Source organism: Neptunomonas marina (genome assembly GCF_004005935.1).
GTDB lineage: Bacteria > Pseudomonadota > Gammaproteobacteria > Pseudomonadales > Balneatricaceae > Neptunomonas > Neptunomonas marina.
In genome coordinates this window covers 224948-246051 of sequence record NZ_SACQ01000002.1, presented here as the reverse complement: position 1 = coordinate 246051, position 21104 = coordinate 224948, and the positions used below count along the sequence as shown (strand labels likewise).

The window sequence follows — 21104 nt, the reverse complement described above, 5'->3', positions numbered from 1 at the left end:
TCAAAAGACATACACAAATAGAAACAACCCGATCCAAACCACATCCACAAAGTGCCAATACCACGCCACCGCTTCATACCCGAAATGTTGCTGGGGCGAGAAATGGCCTTTCAACACCCGCAGCCAGATGATGATCAGCATGACTGTACCCAAAGTGACGTGAGCACCGTGGAAGCCTGTCAGAATAAAAAATGTGGAACCATAGATGCCTGATTGCAGCGTAAGGCCCAGCTCTTCATACGCCTCGACATACTCTGCTGCCTGCAGCGCGAGAAAGATGAGTCCTAATATCACAGTTAAAAGATGCCAAAGAATCAAAGGCTTACGCTGATCACGTTTTAAGGCATGGTGTGCCAAAGTTAAAGTGAAACTGGAGGCGATTAGGATGACCGTGTTGAGCAGAGGAAGGTGCCAAGGGTCGATGATATTACTCGGTGGCGGGAAGAGCGCGGAGTCAGGGTTGCTTAGCAATGGCCACGCTGGCGTAAAGCCCTCCCAAAGCATCTGGCTAACCCCCTTATCACCCTCGCCGCCTAACCAAGGTACGGCGAACACTCGGATGTAGAAGAGCGCGCCAAAGAAGGCCGCGAAGAACATCACCTCCGAGAAGATAAACCAGCTCATCCCCCAGCGGAACGAGCGGTCCATCTGTGCCGAATAGAGCCCTTTCATGCTCTCAATCACCACATGGCGGAACCAGCCAAACATAATCATCAGCATAAGTGCTGTGCCACTGAGTAAAAAGTAGAGCCCGCTACCCGACTCTTGGCCGAGGGAGTTCATCAGGTTCGCCGCGCCAAATGCCATTAAAAAGAGGGCGATGGAGGCCAAAATAGGCCAGCGGCTCTGTTCGGGAACGTAGTAGGTGCCTTGGCTCATAGTGTGTTCCTCCCGATCGTGTCAGTGGTATAGCGGTGGCTGGCGTTGGTGGCTCTGGGAGTAATGTCGAATAATGTATATGAGAGCGTAATAGTGCGGATATGGTCTGGCAGTTCTGGATCAACGACAAAGAGCAGCGGCATTTTTCGGCTCTCAAGGCTATCCAGCGGCTGGCGCTCGAAGCAGAAGCAGTTCACCTTATGTAGATATTGTGCCGCCTCTGATGGCGAGACCGAGGGAACCGCTTGGCCAATCATATGCTCTTGGGTTGGATTAAACGCGACATAGGCTGTGTGCCGGGACTCACCCAGCGCAACTTTAATGACGGGCTGTTCAGGCTGGAATGCCCAAGGCATGCTGGCATTGTTGGTGGCGAGCAGCTGTACGCTGATAGTGCGCTCGTTTGTTGCGGCTTTGCCCTGATAGGGGCCGGTGTTGGTCACCTTGCCATTCAAACCGGTCACTTCGCAAAACACATCGTAAAGTGGCACCAGTGCAAAACCGAATCCAAACATCAGCACTGAGCCGCCAATCAGCTTGATCAGCGTGGTGCGGTTTTTCTGTTCTAGCGTATTCATAGCGGCCTCCTACTTTATTTCGGGAGGGGTTGAGAAAGTGTGATAAGGCGCTGGCGAGGGAATCGTCCATTCCAGCCCTTTCGGTTCATCCCAAACCGCCGGTGGTGCTTGAAGCCCGCCGCGTATCGTTTTTATCACCACCGTTAAGAAGATCAGTTGCGAGAAGCCAAAGATAAACGCGCCAATTGACGCAATCATATTGAAGTCGGCGAACTGCAATGCGTAGTCAGGGATACGCCGTGGCATACCGGCAAGCCCGATAAAGTGCATTGGGAAAAAGGTGAGGTTGACGCCAATAAAGCTGCACCAAAAGTGCAACTTGCCGAGCTTCTCGTCGTAGTAGTGCCCAGTCCATTTCGGCAGCCAGTAATAGACTCCAGCAATGATGGCAAAGACGGCTCCCGGTACGAGTACATAGTGGAAATGTGCCACCACGAAGTAGGTATCGTGATACTGGAAATCTGCCGGTGCGATGGCGAGCATCAACCCTGAGAACCCCCCGATGGTGAAAAGCACCACAAAGGCGATGGCAAATAGCATGGGGGTCTCAAAGGTCATGGAGCCATGGAACATCGTCGCTACCCAGTTAAAGACTTTCACACCGGTTGGAACAGCGATCAGCATGGTGGCGTACATAAAGAACAGCTCACCGGCCAGCGGTAGGCCGACAGTGAACATGTGATGCACCCAAACGATAAACGAGAGCAGTGCGATGGATGCGGTGGCGTACACCATGGATGCGTAGCCGAACAGAGGTTTGCGCGCGAACGTCGGTAAAATCTCACTGATAATGCCGAAAGCTGGCAAGATCATGATGTAAACTTCAGGGTGCCCGAAGAACCAAAAGATATGCTGGAACAGCACCGGATCACCGCCGCCAGCGGCATTAAAGAAGCTGGTGCCGAAGTGGATATCCATCAACATCATGGTGACGACACCCGCCAACACCGGCATCACGGCAATCAGCAAAAAAGCGGTGATAAGCCACGTCCACACAAACAACGGCAGCTTCATCATGGTCATACCGGGTGCGCGCAGGTTGAGAATGGTCGCGATAATATTGATGGCCCCCATAATGGAGCTGATGCCCATCATGTGGATAGCGAAAATAAAGAAGGTCACGCTCGGCGGTGCATAAGTGGTGGATAGCGGTGCGTAGAAGGTCCACCCAAAGTTGGGGCCACCACCCTCCATAAAGAGTGTGGATAACAGCATGGAGAAGGCGAAGGGCAGAATCCAGAAGCTCCAGTTGTTCATCCGTGGCAGCGCCATATCTGGCGCACCGATCATGATTGGCAGCATCCAGTTGGCCAGACCAACAAAGGCTGGCATGACCGCACCAAACACCATGATGAGGCCGTGCATGGTGGTCATCTGGTTGAAGAAGTTAGGTTCGATCAGTTGTAGGCCGGGTTGAAACAGCTCGGCGCGAATCATCAGCGCCATGCAGCCACCGGTGAGTAACATCAAAAAACTGAACCAGAGGTAGAGCGTGCCGATATCTTTATGATTGGTGGTAAATAGCCAGCGGCTTAAACCGCGCGCTGGGCCGTGGTGTGGTGCAATGCTGTCGGTGGAGCTGAGAGTGGCCATTTAGCACCTCCTACTGACCGTTGGCGGCCTTGAGTTTTTCGATCTCAGTGGGTTCAACCTTGTCGCCACGATTATTGCTCCACGCGTTACGCTCGTAGGTGATAACCGCAGCAAGATCGACTGCACTGAGCTGGTCGCCAAATGCTTGCATGGCGGTGCCGGGCTTACCGTTCAGCACAATATCGATATGTGCCGCGATATCGCCCATGACGATAGGACTGTTTTTGAGGCCGGGGAAAACGTTAGGGAGGCCTTCGCCATTGGCTTGGTGGCAGGCGGCACAGGCTTGGTTGTAAACCACTTCACCGCGCTGCATCAGGGCTTCCATACCGAGCTCTTGCTGTGCTGCGGCGGCCTCGGCTGCTTGCTCTGCGCGAACTTGCGCAAGCCAAGTGTTGTAGTCTTCGGCGCTACGGACATCCACCACAACGGGCATAAAACCGTGATCTTTACCGCACAGTTCGGTGCATTGGCCGCGGTAGATACCGGGCTCGTCGACACGGGTCCATGACTCATTGATAAATCCGGGAATGGCATCTTTCTTAACGGCAAAGGCGGGAACCCACCAACTGTGGATAACATCCGCCGAGGTAATTAAGAAGCGAACTTTTTTTCCAGCGGGGATAACAAGCGGGTTATCCACTTCAAGCAGGTAGTTTTCACCCTTGGCTTCGCTGTTGTCGATCTGCTCACGCGGTGTGGATAAGTTTGAGAAAAAATCGATGTTTTCCCCAAGGTACTGATAACGCCACTTCCACTGATACCCGGTGATCTGGATATCCACATCGGCGTCGGATGTGTCGTACATCTTAATCAGCGTAGCGGTGGCGGGAACGGCCATGGCGATCAGAATCGCGAAGGGGATCAACGTCCAGATCACTTCAACGAAGGTGTTCTCATGGAAGTGCTTGGCTTTGGCTCCGCGTGACTTGCGGTGATGAAAGATCGACCAAAACATAACACCAAACACCAGCACTCCGATCGCTACACAGATCCAGAAAATGATCATATGCAGATCGAAGACCGAGCGGCTGATATCTGTCACGCCGCGTGGCATATTGAGCTGCCAATCAGCAAACGTGTGTTGTGAGGGGCTCGCTAAAAGCAGCAGAGCACCGATGACCGTTATTTTTATTTTCATCGCAGGCTCCCCTTTCGGAGGGCAAAACCTGTACGAAGTCCTTCATCACTATGGCGCTGTATAGAGCAAGCCGTCAGCAAGGTGTTGGCGGGGTGCTGGAACTACTGCAACGTCGGTAGCCTAGGGCTTCAGTCAGGCAAAACATGCCTAAAATCCTTCCCAGTGGTCTTACCCATCCGTTTGAGTGTTTTCAGTATAGCAGTGGCGTGTTGGGAAAAGTCAACCGCAAATTTCTCTAATAAAGGTATGGTTTTTATTGTTCTCTTTATGCTGTTATTTTCTGCTAATTTCTTAAAAAATGATGCTTAAGTGGCTAAATAGAGAGCAGCGTTAACCAGCCCAATAACCAGGATAATGAACAGGGCGGTAGAAAAAATCGCGATAAAAACATAGGGGATTATGCTTTTTGATTCAAAGTCTCGGGTGCGATTTCGTTCCGATTGCACACCAAAAAATGCCGCGAGGGTTGAACAAAATACTTGCCAAAGCGTCGGTTTAGTCGCCATAACGGGCCTCCTTCTGCATTGGGTGAATATGCTCTAACTTTTAAGACGCTACCTATGCTAAGAGGTTCGGTTTTTTTGCTTCACTAACGTTATCACGCTGTTTAAGCTGATCGCGCCTAGAATCAGTGTACCACCGAAAAGTGTGTTCTCTGGCACCGCTTCATTGACGGCAAGCCAAACCCACACCGGCCCAAACACGGTTTCGATGAGTAAAAACAGGCTCACCTCCGCTGAGGGTAGTAGGCGCGTTGCCGACATCAGCAACCACGTTGCCAATGGGATCTGAATAGCGCCCATAATTAGCAGCCATTGGGCTTGTTGCCAGCGAATATCCAGCGGCGCAACCTCGATGTTCAGCAGTGCTAACACGGCAGCCACCACGCCGGATAGCGCAATAATCGGGAACAGTGGTAGAGACGCGAAGCAACGTAGTGCGGTAAGGACGGCTCCCATCGATATGGCCAACGCCAGTGCTGCCAAATCGCCGTTTAAGTGGCCGCTTCCTAACGACTGATACACAATGCTGACCACGCCAACAAACGCGACAGCAATGGTCAGTAATGTGCGCAGCGCGAGCCGCTCCTGTAGAAAGAGCCGCGAAAAAAGTGCCGCAAACAGTGGCGAGCTGGCAAGAATAACAACCGTATTAGCTGTACTGGTATGGCTAACCGCATAGACAAATAGCGTGGTATTAAGGCCATACATCAGTGCTATCGCGAAGATGGCAAACCATAAGTGCGGCTGGCTAGGGTAAACAATACGCTGCTTAAAAAGCCATGTTAGGATACCAAACGCAATGGCGATCAATCCGCCGCGCCAAAACAGTACCTGCCACTCGCTGGTATCTGCCAAGCGGATGAGCATGGCATCGAAGCTCAACACCAATGCGCCAAAAAACGCGAATAAAAGCCCTTGTTGGTGTGCTGACATCTCACCACCTATCTGAAGTCAAGCGAACGGAAAACGCCTAGGATAAACGATGATCCAAACCCACTACAGCAATATCAACGGTGCTAACACGCTGGTGGCCCTTGGCGCGGACGAGCCCATCATTGTGTTATACACAGCCACTTTACCGCTACTACCAGTTGAACCCAGCCAAGGTGACCAGTTGAACATTGCCGAACTTATCGCTCTTAATGGAAACCACTGGCGCAAGATCTTTTCAATCTACGCCAAGCTGCTCGCACCGTTGGCAGATGATTGGCGTCACTATCGGGATCATCACCTCATGCATCGCGCTGCACAAATACGCTTGGCCAGTGCGCCGACCGGCTCTGAACTGCGCATTGTGGCCGGCAAAGCGAGTTGGGAGGTGCTAGCCTGCAACACCAAAACGCTAGAAGTGATCGACAAGCATGCGAAACTGTTTGTGGATAACCAGACGCTTTGCACGCCATATTTTGATTATCGCCAGTTTCCCAATAGCTTGGTAACAAGCGCGCGCGAATGGCTGCAACCGCGTTTGCAGAATCGCGTATGAACATACAGTTACGTACGCTTCGACCAAGCGATGCTGCAGCTATGCAGCTGCTCTTTTGTGCAGCAATCAACGCAATAGACCAATCGCTTTACTCGTCTGCTGAAAAACAAGCATGGATCGGCCCTCAGCCAAAGGGCTGGTGCACCTTACTTACCGCAGAAAAAGGGTTAGGCCTTTTTTGTGGTACCCAGCTACTGGGTTTTATCATCTATCAACCGCAAGGATATTTAAATTGCCTATACATTGATCCTGCTTACCAAGGGCAGGGCATTGCCAGCGAGCTACACCGTGCCTTTCTTAGCGCGGTAAAGGCCAATAAGGTGGAGCAGGTGTGGGTAGAAGCATCGCTGGCAGCAGAGCCTGTTTTCCGCCACTGGGGATATAAGGCAATCAAGCGCCAGCACATTGAGCGCGCTGGTGAGTTTCTGACCAATAGTGTGATGGTGAAGGCGCCAGTGTAGTGCATTCTTCCTATCAAAGGCTCACAACAAATTTTCAATATGCTCTTCGCGGTCTTTAGAGGCGGGGTGGCTGGATAGGATACTGCGTTTGCCTCCGTCCATTTTGTAGAACTTCTGCATAACCGATAGGCCTGCGCGCGGATCAAAGCCATGCTTTTTCATGAAGCTAACGGCGTAGGTGTCGGATTCAGTCTCTTGGGTGCGAGAAAACTTTGAGTTCACCAGCTGCTCGCCTAAAGCGCCGAGCTGTGATGCCGAGAGCTGCCCAGCAAGGCCGCCTTGGCTTGCTAATCCTTTACGTACAGCTGATGTTGCGTAGGCGGTGCGCATCGCTTTGAGTGAGTGGCCCAGCTTCACATGACCAATCTCGTGGCCGATCACAAAGCGCACTTCATCGTCGGTGAAGTTGTCTAACAGGCCGCGGTATACGCGTACGGTGCCGTTGGCCATCGCAAATGCGTTGACTTGTTTAGCATCGTAAACCTTAAAGTTGAGTGCAAGGCCATCTTCATTTTTGAAAGGCGCTACGATTTTCGCTAACCGGCGGCTATAGGGGTGGTTTGCCGGTAACACAGGGTTCTTTTTGTCCATCTGTACGGTGGCTTGTGCCGCCATCTCTTTGGCTGCGCTATCGGTTAGTGTTGCTGCTTTGAAGGCATCTCCGAGTGCGGCAACGGATGTTTGGTTCATACAGCCAGAGAGTGGTAAAGAGAGGGCAACCCATGTTGCGATGGTAACGGCGATCCGTTTCATGGCTAGTTCCTTCGTGCTAGTGAATAGCTGCTACGATAGCGAATTTTCTCTGCAGGCCCAAGCGGTGCAATAGCTTGGGCGCATAAAAAAGCCCCGCGAATGCACTCAGACATTGCAGGGCTTGATTACGTGCTTAAAAGATTAAGCGCCGAACTTCTCTTTTGCCTCTAAACGGCGACGGTGCAGCACCGGCTCGGTATAACCGGCAGGTTGTGCACAGCCTTCAAAGACGAGTTCACATGCGGCTGCAAATGCGACACTGCCTTCAAAATCTGCCGCCATTGGACGGTACTCCGCATCACCAGCGTTTTGCTCGTCCACGACAGCCGCCATACGCTTGAGGGTTTCCATGACCTGCTCTTTTGAGCAAATGCTGTGGTGTAACCAGTTGGCGATATGTTGGCTGGAGATACGCAGCGTGGCACGGTCTTCCATTAGGCCAACGTTATTGATATCTGGCACTTTCGAGCAGCCAACACCTTGGTCGACCCAGCGCACAACATAGCCCAGCAGGCCTTGTGCGTTGTTGTCGAGCTCGGCTTGGATCTCTGCGGCAGACCAGCTAGGGTTCTGTTCAACAGGGATCGTTAGGATGTCGTCTAGGCTCGCACGCGGACGGCTACGTAGCTCGGCTTGGCGCGCAAACACATCGACCTTGTGATAGTGCAGTGCGTGCAGTGTTGCTGCCGTTGGCGATGGTACCCATGCGGTATTTGCGCCCGACAACGGGTGGCCGATCTTCGCTTCTAGCATGTTGGCCATCTGGTCAGGGATCGCCCACATACCTTTACCGATCTGAGCACGCCCACTTAGGCCGCACATCAGGCCAGTGTCTACGTTCCAGTCTTCGTAAGCTGAGATCCACTTAGCGCCTTTCATTTCGCCTTTGCGGACCATTGGGCCTGCTTCCATTGAGGTGTGGATCTCATCACCGGTACGATCAAGGAAACCGGTGTTGATAAACACCACGCGCTCTTTGGCGGCCCGGATACACTCTTTGAGGTTCACCGTAGTACGGCGCTCTTCATCCATGATGCCCATCTTGAGGGTAAAGCGCGCAAGGCCAAGCGCATCTTCTACACGGCCAAATAGCTCGTTCGAGAAGGCTACTTCTTCAGGGCCATGCATCTTCGGTTTTACGATGTACATAGAGCCTGTTGTGGTGTTGCGGAATTGACCCAAACCTTTCATATCGTGCAGCGATACCAGTGTGGTCATCATGGCATCCATAATGCCTTCTGGTACTTCGTTGCCTGCGCTGTCGATGATTGCGCTGTTTGTCATCAAGTGACCCACGTTACGCACGAACATCAGGCTGCGGCCTTTTAGCGTCAGTGCTGAACCATCGAGCGCGGTGTATTCGCGATCAGGGTTCATCACGCGGGTAAAGGTTTTACCACCTTTGCTGACCTCTTCCGCTAGGTCGCCTTTCATAAGCCCTAGCCAGTTGCGATAAACCACAACTTTGTCGTCGGCATCTACCGCAGCAACGGAGTCTTCACAGTCCATGATAGTGGTCAGTGCAGATTCCATCAGTACGTCTTTAACGCCAGCCGCGTCGTCTTTGCCGATTTGGCTGTCGCGATCGATCTGGATCTCGAAGTGCAGGCCGTTGTTCTTCAACAAAACACAGGACGGCGCTGCTGCATCACCTTGGAAGGCCACCAGCTTTTCAGGTTGAGCTAGACCGGTTTCACTGCCATCTGCTAGTGCTACGACGAGTGCGCCGTTCGCCACACGGTAGCTGGTGGAGTCCTTGTGGGAACCCTGTGCTAGTGGTGCGGCTTCATCCAAGAAGTTACGCGCAAATGCGATGCATTTCGCGCCGCGTGCTGGGTTGTACGTTTTGCCGGCTTCAGCGCCACCTTCGTCAGAGATCGCATCGGTGCCGTAAAGTGCATCATACAAGCTACCCCAACGCGCATTGGCTGCGTTCAGGGCAAAGCGTGCATTCATCACAGGAACAACGAGCTGTGGGCCAGCCATCGTTGCCATCTCTGGATCAACGTCGGTGGTTTCAGCGGTGAAGTCCTCGCCCTCTGGCAATAGGTAACCGATAGAGGTTAGGAAAGCCTTGTATTCAGCCATATCCAGCGGCTGCCCTTTACGGGCGAGGTGCCACGCATCGATCTGCTGTTGCAGGTCGTCCCGCTTTGCGAGTAGCTCGCGGTTGCGCGGTGCCAAGTCGTGAACGATGGCATCTAAAGCGCTCCAGAACTGTTCGCTAGAAACGCCAGTGCCTGGAATAGCTTCGTTATTAACGAAATCGAAAAGACCTTGTGCGACGTTTAGGCCGCCAGTCTGTACCCTTTGACTCATAGTAATACTGCCTCAATTAGTATGTGATCCGGTCCGGAGCGAGGCATCCGTGGCCGGTCGTTTTTTATAAACACAATTGTGCAACGCAAAAATAGCGTAAGGGCAGCGTGCTGTCGCCCCCTCAGGGGCGCTTTCGAGCCTAAAGTATGAGAGGGTTTGTCGGCCTTATGATGGGGTTATTTGAGCTCTTATCGCCTCGGGAAGTGGCACAGATCGACCGGTGTGGTGATCCATCCAAACGACTTTGGCATAGCCCTCGCCAACCGGCTCGTCAGGCTGGCGAGTGTCGAAAAGCTGATAGGTGGTCATAAAACTGGAACGGCCAGGGTCTTTCACAAAACAGTCGATACGCAGTGTGGCTGGATACACAACGGGTTTTAAAAAGGTGCAACCCACGTTGATAACCACCGGATCGATGCCGCTACCATCAAGGTTTGCGCCCATCTTGACGAGCATCTGAACGCGAGCTTCCTCAAGATAGCGTATATAGACGGCATTGTTCACATGCCCATATGCGTCCATATCCCCCCAGCGCACGGGTAGCTCACATTGATAAATTAACGTGCCTTGCTGATTTTCCATCGTCTCATCCTGTGTTGCATGGCTTCCCCTGCTAAGCCCCTTTAGGCGAGGGGGTATCCGGCGATTGGGTTTGCGGGTAGAGGTGCACGTCCAGCTGCGGGAAGGCGATCTCTAATCCGGCCTCTTTGAATTGTCGGTCAATGATCTCATTTAATTCATGCGTCACCGCGAGGCGGTCGCTGAGGGAGTTAACGTACAGACGCAACTCCATATCTAAAGAGCTTGCACCAAAAGCGAGGAAGTAAGCTTCTGGCGCGGGGTCTTTTAGAACGCGCTCATGTTGGTTGGCGGCTGCCAGCAACAGCTCGCGAGCGTGGCTGGTGTCTGAGCCGTAAGCTAGCCCAACTTTAAGCACCACACGAGTGATCGGATCAGAGAGCGACCAGTTAATCAGTTGGTCTGTGATAAAGGTCTTATTGGGGATGATGATCTCTTTACGGTCCCAGTCAGCGATGGTTGTGGCACGCATTTGAATATTCGTGACGGTACCGCTGTAGCCACCGATGGTGACCGTATCACCAATGCGAATCGGCTTTTCGAACAGGATAATCACACCGGAGACGAAGTTCGCCACGATCTCCTGAAGACCAAAACCTAGACCAACACCCAGTGCTGCGATGAGCCACTGTAGCTTCGACCATTCGAGCCCCAGTTGGCTGGAGCCTGCAATGATGCTGATCACGATCAACAGATACTTACTGATCGTAGTGATCGCGAAAGAGGTGCCGGGGCTAAGCGTCAGATGACGTAACACCAGTAGCTCGAACACGCCGGGTAAGTTGTACGCTGCAACGATACACAGCGTAATCGTGGCGATGCCGAAGAGGAGGTTCTTCAGCGTGATGGTCTCTGGGATTACGCCATTGGCGGTGGTGATGTCATTGCTCCAAAGCGTAACTTTATCTAATACATCCAGCGTTGGCAGTGCGTTTTTCAGCAGCAGCCAAACCAGTGATAAGAAGATGATCAGCGTGGCCGCTTTTAAGAGTACTCGTGCTTGTTCCGAGATGGTCTGTAGATCGATGTAGTTCTCGGTTAACGGCGGAACATCTTCGTTTTTCTCGCGCGCTTCCAGAATCTCATTGCGGCGCGCTTTCGCGCGGGAAAATGCTAAACGGCGCTCCTCAATCAGCAGCCAGCGTGTCCCCAGCTTGAAGAACAGGAACGTTGTGAACAAGATGCCGACCAGTACTCCCAGAATGACCATCATCGCCACGCCAGTGAATACGTACCCTAAGAGTGCGCCGACGATCATCGCTAGGTGAAGCCCGACCATGGAGGCCAGCCAGAGCCGCGCATTTTGCCACCATGCGTTTCGTTGTGTTGCTTGGTCAATTTGCGGCGCGACTTTCCACAACGCTGCCCAGAAGAAGGTCAGTAGTAGCGCTAAGCCGATAAAGAGCAGTCGACCGACGCCAGAGCTTTGCTCCGGTGCACCGCTTTGATCGGTCAGTAGCAAAAGGCTCAGCAACGGTGTGCTGATCCAGTAGAGCGGGTGCAGTAAACGGCGTAGCGTATCCGCTAGCTTCTCTGGCACACCGAGATGGGAAACGAGCAGCCCATTTGGCGTACTTAGCCACAGTATCATCAGCAGATATGCGCCGGTGATAGCGGCAAGCAGCGGCCCGAGCGATTCAAACGGGATCACCCAAGCACTCTGGTTAATCACTTTTTTGGTCACCAACCAAACCAGACCTACGATAGGGAGTGCAATCGCGATGGGCATCCACACGAGGTTAAAGGTGTGACCGAAACGGTCGTGCATAACATTACCAATCTGCTCACCCCATTTGCGACTCTTGCGTCGGTAGCGGCGCAAGATGGTGGCAGACAAAATCGTCAGAGCTAACAGCGCACTAAGCTTGGGCAGCCATTTTGATTGCTCTTGGAACAAAGGGGTTTGTGCTTTCGGTGCTAGCATCGAAAGCAGAGGGCCAACGCTTTGCGTGATCTCAGTAAACCAGTTGGTGCTGACCGGACGAATGCTCGGCACCCAGAGCAGGTCTTGCGTGATCAGCCGGCGGCCTAGTTCCGCTTGTTTGTTGATCTGCTCTTGCACACTCAATAGCTGCGATACTTCGTCGAGTGCGCGGGCACTGGATTCGCGCAGCCGCTGCAGCAGCTCGGTTTTGTCCTGTTTGAGGGCGATGTATTGCTTGCTTTGGGGCTCATCAAGTGCAGCGGGTGGCCGTGCGGTAATTTTGCGTGACTCGATAAACGCATTGCTGATCTCTAGGTTCAGCACGCGCAGGTCATTGATGCTTTTCTGGGTTTCTGCCGTATCAATCGGTTTGGCTAAATTGCGCGTAAAGCGCCGTAGTTCGGTGCCAACCGGTTGCGAGCTCAACTGCAAGTGCTGCTGGATGGTGGTGTAGCTTTGCGACACGATAGAGAGCTTTAACTCCAGCTCACTGCGTTTGCCGAATGCATCCTCAGATTTGGTGTTCACCCATAGCAAGCGCTGGCCTAACTGCTTATTCTCTTCGGCGAGCGCGGCCAAAAGTGGGTGCTGGTTGGCGCTGCTATCTGCCGGCAACGTTGCACCGGCGGCCTCTTCTGCATCGGCACGACGCTTGTCTTGGATCAGAGTGCGCAGTGTGGTGATCAGCGTTTTCTGGTGTTGTATCTCGCGTTCTAAACCGTCCAGCGTTAAACGGTCGATCTCGTTTTCACCCGGCAGTGTGAGCAGCTCTAGCTCGATTGCCGAGACGCGGCTGTTGCGGCGTGCAAACTGAGCTTCGTTTAGCTCCGATGTGCGGTTTTCGTTGTCGGCAATGGGTGTTTGCTTGAGCTCCACTAGGCGTTCGCGGCGGGAGATGAGTGTTTGATCGGCAGCGTTGATCCTTTTTTGCAGTAAACTGCGTTTCTGTTCGAGCTCAAGTAGTTTGGCTTTTGCAAGGGTGTGGCGCTGCTCGAGTTGGTCGACATCATCACGGCTCAAGGCTTTTTGATCCACACTGGGTGTCGGCTGTTGGATCTGTTGCTCCAGCGTGGCGATCAGTTGAGGTTGCTCTTCTAGTCGCGCTTTGAGCTGCTCAGCTTTGCGGTCTGCATCAACGGCTTCTTGGTAGACCGTAACAATCTGCTGGAACAGCTCACGCTGTGCTTGTGTCGCGGGGGACTCATCCTGTGGGAGTTGCGCTATTTTGCTTTTGTACTGCTCAATGGCGTCAATATTTGAGGCCAAAGCCCAGTTGCTGAAAAGTAGAAGGAGGGCGAAGATAATGCGGCTGAGATATCCCATAAAATCCTGTTGGTTGGTGCAAGCACGATAGTAATAGCAGATCATAGCTTGTGTGACGACTAAAGTAATAGAAAGTGCCTGTGTTTATGCGAGTTTCATTGTGAGTGATTTTAACCCTGCTGTACTGATCAACCAATTGCCCGCGGCGACGGCGGGGTGGCAACCGGCCAACCCAGATGTCTGGCGTAGCTACTGGTCTCTCTACGGCTTCCTGCCGTGGTTAGATGAGGTGCAATGTGATGTGCAGTGCTTGGTTGAGAATGGTGAACGCGTTGCGGTGCAGCGCTTTGCAAAGCCGGGTAAGTGCCGTGCCAATGTGGTTGTTTTGCACGGTTACATGGACCATGTGGGTTTGTATGGCCACCTAATCAGTGATCTATTGGCGCAGGGCTTTCAAGTCTACAGCTTTGACCTTCCCGGTCATGGACTCTCTGGTGGCGAGCCTTATGCAATCGATACGTTCGGCCATTATGTGGACGCTTTAGAGCGGGTGTTGGGCCAAGTATCCCCAGAGGGGGCTTGCACCTTGATCGGCCAAAGCACGGGCGGCGCCATCATACTGGAACATCAGCGCCGCCACCGTGAACCGGCTCGTAAGATTGACCAGCGTATTTTGCTCGCACCACTGATTCGCCCCGCAGGCTTTCAGAGTATTCGCCTGCGTTACCAGCTGATGCATTTATGGCTGAAGCGCGTGCGCCGTTTCTACAGTGAAAACAGCCATGATGAGCGCTTTTTACCCTTTGTGCGTGATCAAGACCCGCTTGCCAAACATTGGATTTCAGTACGCTGGATTGGGGCGATGCTGGATTGGATTCGTGAATTAGAGGGCGAAACACTGACGCTTGAGAACGGCTGCGTTATTCAGGGAACAGGAGATAAAACAGTGGATTGGCAGCACAACGTACTGCGTTTGCGTACCTGTGTGCCGGCAGAGGCCATCCACTTGGTCGACGGCGCACGACATCATTTGGTCAATGAGGCGCCACTGTGGCGTCAGCAAGTGTTTGCACATATTCGTGCTCGGCTTGCAAATGTGCAAGCTGAGGCGGAAAACACACCATAAAAAAGGGCGCCTGAGGCACCCTTTCTTCGATCTTATCGCCTAGAGCATATTTACCCTAGCGCATGGCTACCTTAGAACAAGCGGCGGCAGCGAATAGTGCCATCGATGGTTAGGAGCTTTTCAAGAGCAACATCTGAGCAGTCTGCATCAACGTCGATCACCACATAACCGACTTTATCGTTGGTTTGTAGGTACTGACCAGAGATGTTGATATTGTTCTCAGAGAACACGTTGTTGATCGCCGATAGTACACCAGGGATATTGCTGTGCACGTGCAACAAGCGGTGAACATTCGGGTGCTCTGGAAGCGCTACTTCTGGGAAGTTAACAGAAGTAATAGATGAGCCGTTATCGCTGTACTTAACCAGTTTCTCAGCAACTTCGTAACCGATATTCTCCTGCGCTTCCATCGTAGAGCCACCCACGTGAGGCGTCAGGATAACGTTGTCAAACTCGCGCAGCGGCGAGATGAACTCATCGTCGTTAGAGCGTGGCTCAACTGGGAATACGTCGATAGCTGCGCCGTGCAGTTTACCTGCGCGCAGTGCATCGCAAAGATCATCGATCACAACAACAGTACCGCGAGCGGCGTTGATAAAGATGGCTCCATCTTTCATCTGTTCAAACTGAGCTGCGCCCATCATATCTTTGGTGGAATCCGTCTCTGGAACGTGCAGTGTGACGATGTCACAGGTGCGCAGTAGCTCGTTAAGGTCGGCTGTCTGCTTCGCATTACCCAGCGCCAGCTTGTTGACGGTGTCGTGGAAGTAAACCTCCATACCCATCGACTCAGCAAGGACGCTCAGCTGAGAGCCGATGCTGCCGTAACCAACAATACCTAGCTTCTTACCACGAATCTCATAAGAGTTTTTCGCAGATTTTAGCCAAACACCGCGATGTGCTTTGGCATTTTTCTCAGCCACACCTCGCAATAACAGAATCGCTTCTGCCAGCACAAGCTCAGCCACAGAGCGTGTGTTTGAGTACGGTGCGTTAAAGACGGCAACACCTTGGCGTGTTGCTGCCGTTAGGTCGACTTGGTTGGTACCGATACAGAAGCAACCAACAGCAACGAGTTTTTGCGCCGCAGCGAAAACCTGCTCTGTTAGCTGAGTACGGGAACGAATACCGATGAAGTGAACATCTGCGATTCGCTCAATGAGCTCCTCTTCCGGTAACGAGCCGGTGTGAAATTCGATGTTGGTGTAGCCTTGGGAGTTCAGCGTGTCGATAGCGGACTGGTGTACGCCTTCCAACAACAGAATTTTGATTTTGCTCTTATCCAGGGAAGTAACTTTGCTCATTTCCTGCAACTCTTCGTTTTTTACCAGACGTTGGTCGCTTATACGAAAGTATTAGGCAACCTTAATTTATGTAAGGAGCCGTATCTTAGCACAGCAAATGGCGAAAATGGGGGCTTGAGGGGGCTCGGTAGGCAGAAAATAATTCACGCAAAGGTGAATAAATTTAAACCTAACGGGGAGGGAAATTGCGCCCAAGCGCATGGCTTTCGGCGGGCGCAGGAGTCATCTAGCTTAGCTATAAATGCAGATGTAAGCTGTTGCTTGTTCGACTTTCAGCTGAAACTTTGCACCTGCAGCAACACGGAACTCAGTGCCAGCCGGGTAGTTTGAGAAATCACTTTCGTTTGGCAGCTTAACGATCAGTTCACCGCTGACCACCTTCATCAGCTCGTTCTGACTTGTGCCAAATTCGTATTCGCCCGGTGCCATGACGCCTGCCGTCACTTGCCCTTCGTTGTTTTCAAAGCCGATAGATTTTACTTGGCCGTCGAAGTACTCATTTACATTTAACATCAGGTTTCTCCTTATCTAATGGGGGCATCATAGGCAGTTGCTCAGGCCTTGGCTACTTATTTGCGCAGCTGTGCTCCAAAACAAAATCTAGGAAGGTTTGGTTAGCGACCGACAGATGCCTATCTCGGCTCCAAGCAAGTGATAGGTCAAGAATCACTGGTTCGGCGAAGGGTAAGGCAACAAGGTCTTGGTCATCGTCAACTGCCATTCCAAGGAGTGTGGAGATGCCAAACCCCTGTTTGACGATCGACTTAATCAACGGAACAAGGTTGGTTTCAAAGCTGATCTTCGGCGTAGCGCCTGTCTGGTTGGCGAGTCGGTCAACGACTTTACGATGAAAATAGCCCTCTTTAAACATGACTAACTCTTGCTCAAAGAACTGTTTGGCGGTGACCTGTTGCTGGGCGGCGAGTGGGTGCTCGCGGCTAACAGTCACCATCACCTCTTGCTGCAAAAATACCGTTGCACAGAGCGAGTCGGGAACGAGCTCCGCAACGATGACACCCAAATCCAGCTCACCCCGTTCGAGCTGTTGTTGGATCTGCCATGTACCTCCTTCTATCACCTCGAGGTCTAGTTCGGGGTAGCGATGTTTGAAAGCCATTAGAATCGGCGGAAAGTGATAGGAACCTAACATGCTGGGGATACCCACACGCACAACGCCCCGCTGTATGCCGCGTAGCTGCTGCATGGCGTGCTCGGCGTCGGCCATGTTGCGTAGGATTACGCGTGCATGGCGCAGTAGTTCGTTGCCCTCATCGGTGAGGCTGATTTTACGATCACTACGGTGAAACAGTGTGAGCGCTAGCTGCTGCTCAAGTTTCTTGATCGACATGCTGAGCGCAGGTTGGGCAATATGTAGATGCTCGGCCGCTCGCGAAAAACTGAGGTGTTTAGCCACCGCCTCGAAGTAGCGGAGTTGTTTAATATCCATATCAATATTTTTGATGACTTTGATAATAACTATATATTTTACTGATTTTTGGGTGTTGTCTATCGTTACTGCATATTTTCCTAATGCAGAGAACCACCATGATTGATGCTGGCAGCCGTGAGTTTTGGCGTGCAACCCTCGCGCTTTGTCTCGGGTCATTTATGATTTTTGCCAACGTATATGTGACGCAACCGTTACTGCCGACACTCGCTGAGGCTTTCGAGATCTCGGAGTTACAAGCGAGCATGAGCTTGACGGTAACAACGCTAACACTGGGCTTATCATTATTAGTTTATGGCCCCCTATCTGATGTGGTGGGGCGCAAGAGCGTGATGGTCACCAGCATGGTGGGTGCGGTGCTGACGACGTTTCTTTTGTCGTATGTTAGCAACTATGATCAGCTGCTGTTACTACGTGCCTTGCAGGGTTTATGTCTCGGTGGTTTGCCAGCGATTGCGGTGGCGTATATGGGGGATGAGTTCCGTCATAAGGCGATGGTCTTGGCGGTGGGGTTTTATATCAGCGGTAATTCGCTAGGTGGCATTGGTGGACGTCTGATTGGCGGGCTGGCAGCGCAATGGTTAGGTTGGGAGCATGTCTTTGGGGTGATGGCAGTGATGAGCCTAGCCCTGCTAGCCATCTTTGTTTGGTTGCTGCCGCGCTCGCAGCACTTTGCGCCAAGGCCGTTATGTATGCGTGCATTAGCCACTCCCTTGATGGGCCATATGCGTAATCCGTTGCTGCTGATCGCTTATATCATCGGTGGTTTGAATATGCTGATTTTTGTCAATCAGTACAGCTTTATCACCTTTGTCTTGGCTGAGGCTCCTTACAGCTTGTCCTCTGGTTGGCTCGGGATGCTGTTTCTGACTTACCTGTCGGGAACCATCGGCTCATCGATCGCTGGACGTGTTGCTCAGCGCGTAGCACAGCCGATTATCATGTTGGTGGGGATCGGTATCCTGATGACCGGTACATTAGTAACGCTGCTGCCCGGCATCACCGCTATTTTGATGGGTTTTCTGCTCAACGCGCTGGGCTTTTTTGTCGCCCATTCTGCGGCTAGTAGTTGGGTTAGCCATCGCGCTAGCGTAGCGAAGGCGAGTGCTTCATCACTTTATTTGGTGTTTTACTACTTAGGCTCTAGCTTGGGGAGCTTTTACCTCCAACCGTTCTGGCAGTGGGCTGGCTGGCAAGGGGTGGTGGTCGGCTCGCTCGTGGTGCTCAGTCTTTCGTTGTTTGCTGTGTGTTTATTGCGAGTGGTGAGCGTGCGGCAGGGGGCTGCGAGTCATACCGCACTCGTTTAAGTGCAGTATCCTTCTGGGGACTCTTTTTTTTCACATCCGTTGGCTACAATGTAAGTCTAAACTCTTGCCTGATTAAGGACTTACACTTGGCACTTCAGCTTCTCACATTGCTTCTTCCAGCAGCGGCCCTTTTGGTTGGTGCGGGTGTGGCGTTGCTGTCTGTTGCTCAGCTTTCCGGCACGCAACAAGAGATGTTGGGGCTGTTGCCTTATCTGCTTGTCATTGTTGCAGGGACCTTGGGAGTGGGATTTAAGCGCGGCCGTGTGCTGTTAGCTGCGCTCAATTTGGGTGGCGCCTATCTGCTGATCCAAACATCACTTCAAACGAGCCTCGCGCGGCCAGATAACTATGTTCTCTTCAGTCTTCTGTCCCTGTTATTGCCGCTCAATTTTGCGCTGATTGCCTGGTATAAAGAGCGCGGCGTGCTGACATGGGTGGGGTGTGCGCGTGTTGTGGGCGTGCTGTTAGGCTACGCGGTCCTTTTCGCGCTGAAGCAAAGCGGTGAACTTGCTTACTGGCTGCCCTCGTTGCCCACCAGTATGATTGAGATGGCTTTCGCCCAGACCTTTTTGAGCGATGCGGCGGCATGGGCATTTGGTGTGTCTTTGTTGCCGGTGTTGTTATCTCTTGGGTTGCGTAAAACCCACGCAGATGCGGGTATTTTAGCGGCATGGGGCGCGGCTCTGGTGATGCTGGTGTGGTTCGACCAAGCGATGATCTCATCGCTGTTTGTATCGGCTGCGCTATTAGCGCTTTCGGTATCAGTTGTGCAGAACAGCTACAACATGGCCTTTATTGATGAACTGACCGGTATACCTGCAAGGCGTGCTCTGCGCGATAAACTCGCCACACTGGGTAAGCAGTACACGATCGCTATGATGGATATTGACCATTTTAAAAAGTTTAATGATACCTACGGTCATGATGTTGGTGATCAGGTGCTGCGGATGGTGGCGGCTAAGATCAATCAAGTGCGTGGCGGTGGTAAAGCCTATCGCTTTGGTGGTGAAGAATTTACCGTAGTCTTTGCTGGCAAAGAGGAGCACGAGGCGGAACCTTTTTTGGAAGAGGTTCGCCAAATAATAGCCAATTATCCCATGCGCATTCGCGGTGACCAGCGGCCTAAAGACAATGAAACGGGCAAGCAGCGGCGCAATGAAGGTAGCGAAAGTGAAATTGTTACCGTCACCATTAGTATTGGTGCGGCACACAAGCAGGATACTCATGCGAATCCTGATGCGGTGATCAAGTCAGCGGATCAGGCACTTTATCAGGCGAAAGGGGCGGGGCGTAATCAGACGGTTATTAGTACCCAACCTAAAGTGGCTGAGCCTAAACCGCGCAAAAGTACGGCGCGCCGCTCGAAACGAGACTACGCGCGCCGTTAGTCAATTATTCTGAGCGGCTCGTGATCTCGAGTAGGTGGTAGCCGAACTGTGTTTTTACCGGCCCGTGAACTTTGTTCAACTCGCCGCTAAATACGACTTGGTCGAACTCCGGTACCATCTGGCCGCGGCCAAACTCACCTAGGTCACCGCCTTGGCGGCCTGATGGGCAAGATGAGTGCTGCTTAGCAACCTCTGCAAAGTCTGCACCGGCTTCAATTTGCTGCTTTAATTCTTCACATTGTGCTTCGGTTTCTACCAGTAGGTGGCGTGCGCGTGCTCTAGCCATGATGAGTCTCCTGAATATAGATGTTAGTTTCTGCCGCCAAGCGAACAGCTTAGCCAAGGATACCTGTTATCATACGTAAACCAAACTAGGAGGAGTGATTATGGCGTTTCAACACCGCTTCGTGGATGAACAAGCAAGCGATTTAACATTAGGGAAGATTGTCTGCGTGGGCCGCAACTTTGCTGACCATGCGAAAGAGCTGAATAATCCGATTCCGAGTGAGCCAATCCTATTTATCAAGCCAGCGAGTGCTGCCGTTGCGATGGAAGAGGAGTTTTCTATCCCACAAGATCGCGGCAGTGTGCACTTCGAAACCGAGATGGCGATCTTAATTGGAGAGACGCTATCAAAGGCGAGCGAACAGGACGCAAAGGCTGCGATCGCAGGTGTGGGCCTTGGCTTAGATCTAACATTACGTGATGTGCAATCGCGCCTTAAAGAGCAAGGTCACCCTTGGGAGCGTGCGAAAGCTTTTGACGGCTCCTGCCCTCTATCGGCTTTTATTCCACCTGACGCGGTGAGTGATCTGCAGGATGTGGGTATCCGTTTAACAGTGAATGGTGAGACACGCCAGAACGGTAATAGCGCGCTGATGCTTAATCCGGTGTTAGGTCTGATAAGCCATATTAGCCAGTACTTTACCCTTGAACCGGGAGATGTGGTGCTCACCGGCACGCCGGCTGGCGTTGGGCCGATTGCTGCAGGGGATCAGTTGGTTGTGGAGCTGGTGGATCTATTGCGCGTTGCAACCGCCGTACGTTAACTAA

The 21104-nt window shown here is 52.3% G+C and carries 20 protein-coding genes; 6 read left to right on the top strand and 14 right to left on the bottom strand.

Annotation, left to right across the window (positions count from 1 at the left end; translation table 11 throughout):
* The 6 genes from EOE65_RS05805 to EOE65_RS05780 all read right to left on the bottom strand — a co-directional run bounded on the left by EOE65_RS05805 (position 1) and on the right by EOE65_RS05780 (position 5627).
* The gene (locus EOE65_RS05805) at positions 1 to 879 is read right to left on the bottom strand and encodes a cytochrome c oxidase subunit 3 (protein ID WP_127693353.1); all 879 of its coding nucleotides are present in this window, start codon (positions 877 to 879) and stop codon (positions 1 to 3) included.
* On the bottom strand, positions 876 to 1457 hold the full coding sequence (locus EOE65_RS05800) for a cytochrome c oxidase assembly protein (protein WP_127693352.1): 582 nt from the start codon (positions 1455 to 1457) through the stop codon (positions 876 to 878). Before EOE65_RS05800 ends, EOE65_RS05805 begins: the two co-directional genes overlap by 4 nt.
* A 9-nt stretch (positions 1458 to 1466) precedes the next feature.
* Positions 1467 to 3050, bottom strand: a complete 1584-nt coding sequence (gene ctaD, locus EOE65_RS05795) for a cytochrome c oxidase subunit I (RefSeq protein WP_127693351.1) — start codon at positions 3048 to 3050, stop codon at positions 1467 to 1469.
* Positions 3051 to 3060: 10 nt separating this feature from the next.
* The gene (coxB, locus tag EOE65_RS05790) at positions 3061 to 4191 is read right to left on the bottom strand and encodes a cytochrome c oxidase subunit II (protein WP_127693350.1); all 1131 of its coding nucleotides are present in this window, start codon (positions 4189 to 4191) and stop codon (positions 3061 to 3063) included.
* 305 nt (positions 4192 to 4496) lie between these two features.
* Entirely contained in the window at positions 4497 to 4697 is a 201-nt protein-coding gene (locus EOE65_RS05785; protein WP_127693349.1) for a DUF2970 domain-containing protein, read from the bottom strand.
* Between the two features lie 57 nt (positions 4698 to 4754).
* Positions 4755 to 5627 (bottom strand): DMT family transporter, encoded by an 873-nt coding sequence (locus EOE65_RS05780; protein WP_127693348.1) that lies wholly within the window; start codon positions 5625 to 5627, stop codon positions 4755 to 4757.
* 49 nt (positions 5628 to 5676) lie between these two features.
* Here EOE65_RS05780 and EOE65_RS05775 point away from each other — a divergent pair, with 49 nt between their 5' ends.
* Positions 5677 to 6180, top strand: coding sequence for a DUF6942 family protein (locus EOE65_RS05775; protein WP_127693347.1), 504 nt, complete (start codon positions 5677 to 5679; stop codon positions 6178 to 6180).
* Positions 6177 to 6641, top strand: a complete 465-nt coding sequence (locus EOE65_RS05770) for a GNAT family N-acetyltransferase (protein ID WP_164847022.1) — start codon at positions 6177 to 6179, stop codon at positions 6639 to 6641. The genes EOE65_RS05775 and EOE65_RS05770 overlap by 4 nt, the downstream gene beginning before the upstream one ends.
* A gap of 21 nt (positions 6642 to 6662) precedes the next feature.
* On the opposite strand, the gene EOE65_RS05765 is transcribed toward EOE65_RS05770, so the two are convergent.
* The 4 genes from EOE65_RS05765 to EOE65_RS05750 all read right to left on the bottom strand — a co-directional run bounded on the left by EOE65_RS05765 (position 6663) and on the right by EOE65_RS05750 (position 13539).
* The gene (locus tag EOE65_RS05765; protein WP_127693345.1) at positions 6663 to 7394 is read right to left on the bottom strand and encodes a M48 family metallopeptidase; all 732 of its coding nucleotides are present in this window, start codon (positions 7392 to 7394) and stop codon (positions 6663 to 6665) included.
* A 141-nt stretch (positions 7395 to 7535) separates the two neighbouring features.
* Positions 7536 to 9713, bottom strand: coding sequence for a malate synthase G (locus EOE65_RS05760; RefSeq protein WP_127693344.1), 2178 nt, complete (start codon positions 9711 to 9713; stop codon positions 7536 to 7538).
* A gap of 165 nt (positions 9714 to 9878) precedes the next feature.
* The gene (locus tag EOE65_RS05755; RefSeq protein ID WP_127693343.1) at positions 9879 to 10295 is read right to left on the bottom strand and encodes an acyl-CoA thioesterase; all 417 of its coding nucleotides are present in this window, start codon (positions 10293 to 10295) and stop codon (positions 9879 to 9881) included.
* A 31-nt stretch (positions 10296 to 10326) separates the two neighbouring features.
* A complete protein-coding gene (locus EOE65_RS05750; RefSeq protein ID WP_164847021.1) occupies positions 10327 to 13539 on the bottom strand; it encodes a mechanosensitive ion channel domain-containing protein in 3213 nt (1070 codons plus the stop codon).
* A gap of 100 nt (positions 13540 to 13639) precedes the next feature.
* Here EOE65_RS05750 and EOE65_RS05745 point away from each other — a divergent pair, with 100 nt between their 5' ends.
* Positions 13640 to 14605 (top strand): alpha/beta hydrolase, encoded by a 966-nt coding sequence (locus EOE65_RS05745; protein WP_127693341.1) that lies wholly within the window; start codon positions 13640 to 13642, stop codon positions 14603 to 14605.
* Between the two features lie 71 nt (positions 14606 to 14676).
* Here the strand turns inward: EOE65_RS05745 and serA are convergent, their stop codons facing one another.
* From serA to EOE65_RS05730, 3 genes are all read right to left on the bottom strand, one after another.
* On the bottom strand, positions 14677 to 15909 hold the full coding sequence (gene serA / locus EOE65_RS05740) for a phosphoglycerate dehydrogenase (RefSeq protein WP_127693340.1): 1233 nt from the start codon (positions 15907 to 15909) through the stop codon (positions 14677 to 14679).
* A 231-nt stretch (positions 15910 to 16140) separates the two neighbouring features.
* Positions 16141 to 16422 (bottom strand): pyrimidine/purine nucleoside phosphorylase, encoded by a 282-nt coding sequence (gene ppnP / locus EOE65_RS05735; RefSeq protein ID WP_127693339.1) that lies wholly within the window; start codon positions 16420 to 16422, stop codon positions 16141 to 16143.
* 52 nt (positions 16423 to 16474) lie between these two features.
* Positions 16475 to 17356 carry a LysR family transcriptional regulator gene (locus EOE65_RS05730; RefSeq protein ID WP_127693338.1) on the bottom strand — a complete coding sequence of 294 codons (882 nt, stop codon included), beginning with the start codon at positions 17354 to 17356 and terminating at the stop codon, positions 16475 to 16477.
* 98 nt (positions 17357 to 17454) lie between these two features.
* On the opposite strand from EOE65_RS05730, the gene EOE65_RS05725 reads away from it, so the two are divergent.
* Together EOE65_RS05725 and EOE65_RS05720 are read left to right on the top strand one after the other, a co-directional pair.
* Positions 17455 to 18663, top strand: coding sequence for an MFS transporter (locus EOE65_RS05725; protein ID WP_127693337.1), 1209 nt, complete (start codon positions 17455 to 17457; stop codon positions 18661 to 18663).
* Between the two features lie 86 nt (positions 18664 to 18749).
* Positions 18750 to 20051, top strand: coding sequence for a GGDEF domain-containing protein (locus EOE65_RS05720; RefSeq protein ID WP_127693336.1), 1302 nt, complete (start codon positions 18750 to 18752; stop codon positions 20049 to 20051).
* 4 nt (positions 20052 to 20055) lie between these two features.
* Here the strand turns inward: EOE65_RS05720 and EOE65_RS05715 are convergent, their stop codons facing one another.
* Entirely contained in the window at positions 20056 to 20385 is a 330-nt protein-coding gene (locus tag EOE65_RS05715; protein ID WP_127693690.1) for a peptidylprolyl isomerase, read from the bottom strand.
* 52 nt (positions 20386 to 20437) lie between these two features.
* On the opposite strand from EOE65_RS05715, the gene EOE65_RS05710 reads away from it, so the two are divergent.
* A complete protein-coding gene (locus EOE65_RS05710; protein ID WP_127693335.1) occupies positions 20438 to 21100 on the top strand; it encodes a fumarylacetoacetate hydrolase family protein in 663 nt (220 codons plus the stop codon).
* The last annotated feature ends 4 nt before the right edge of the window (positions 21101 to 21104 follow it).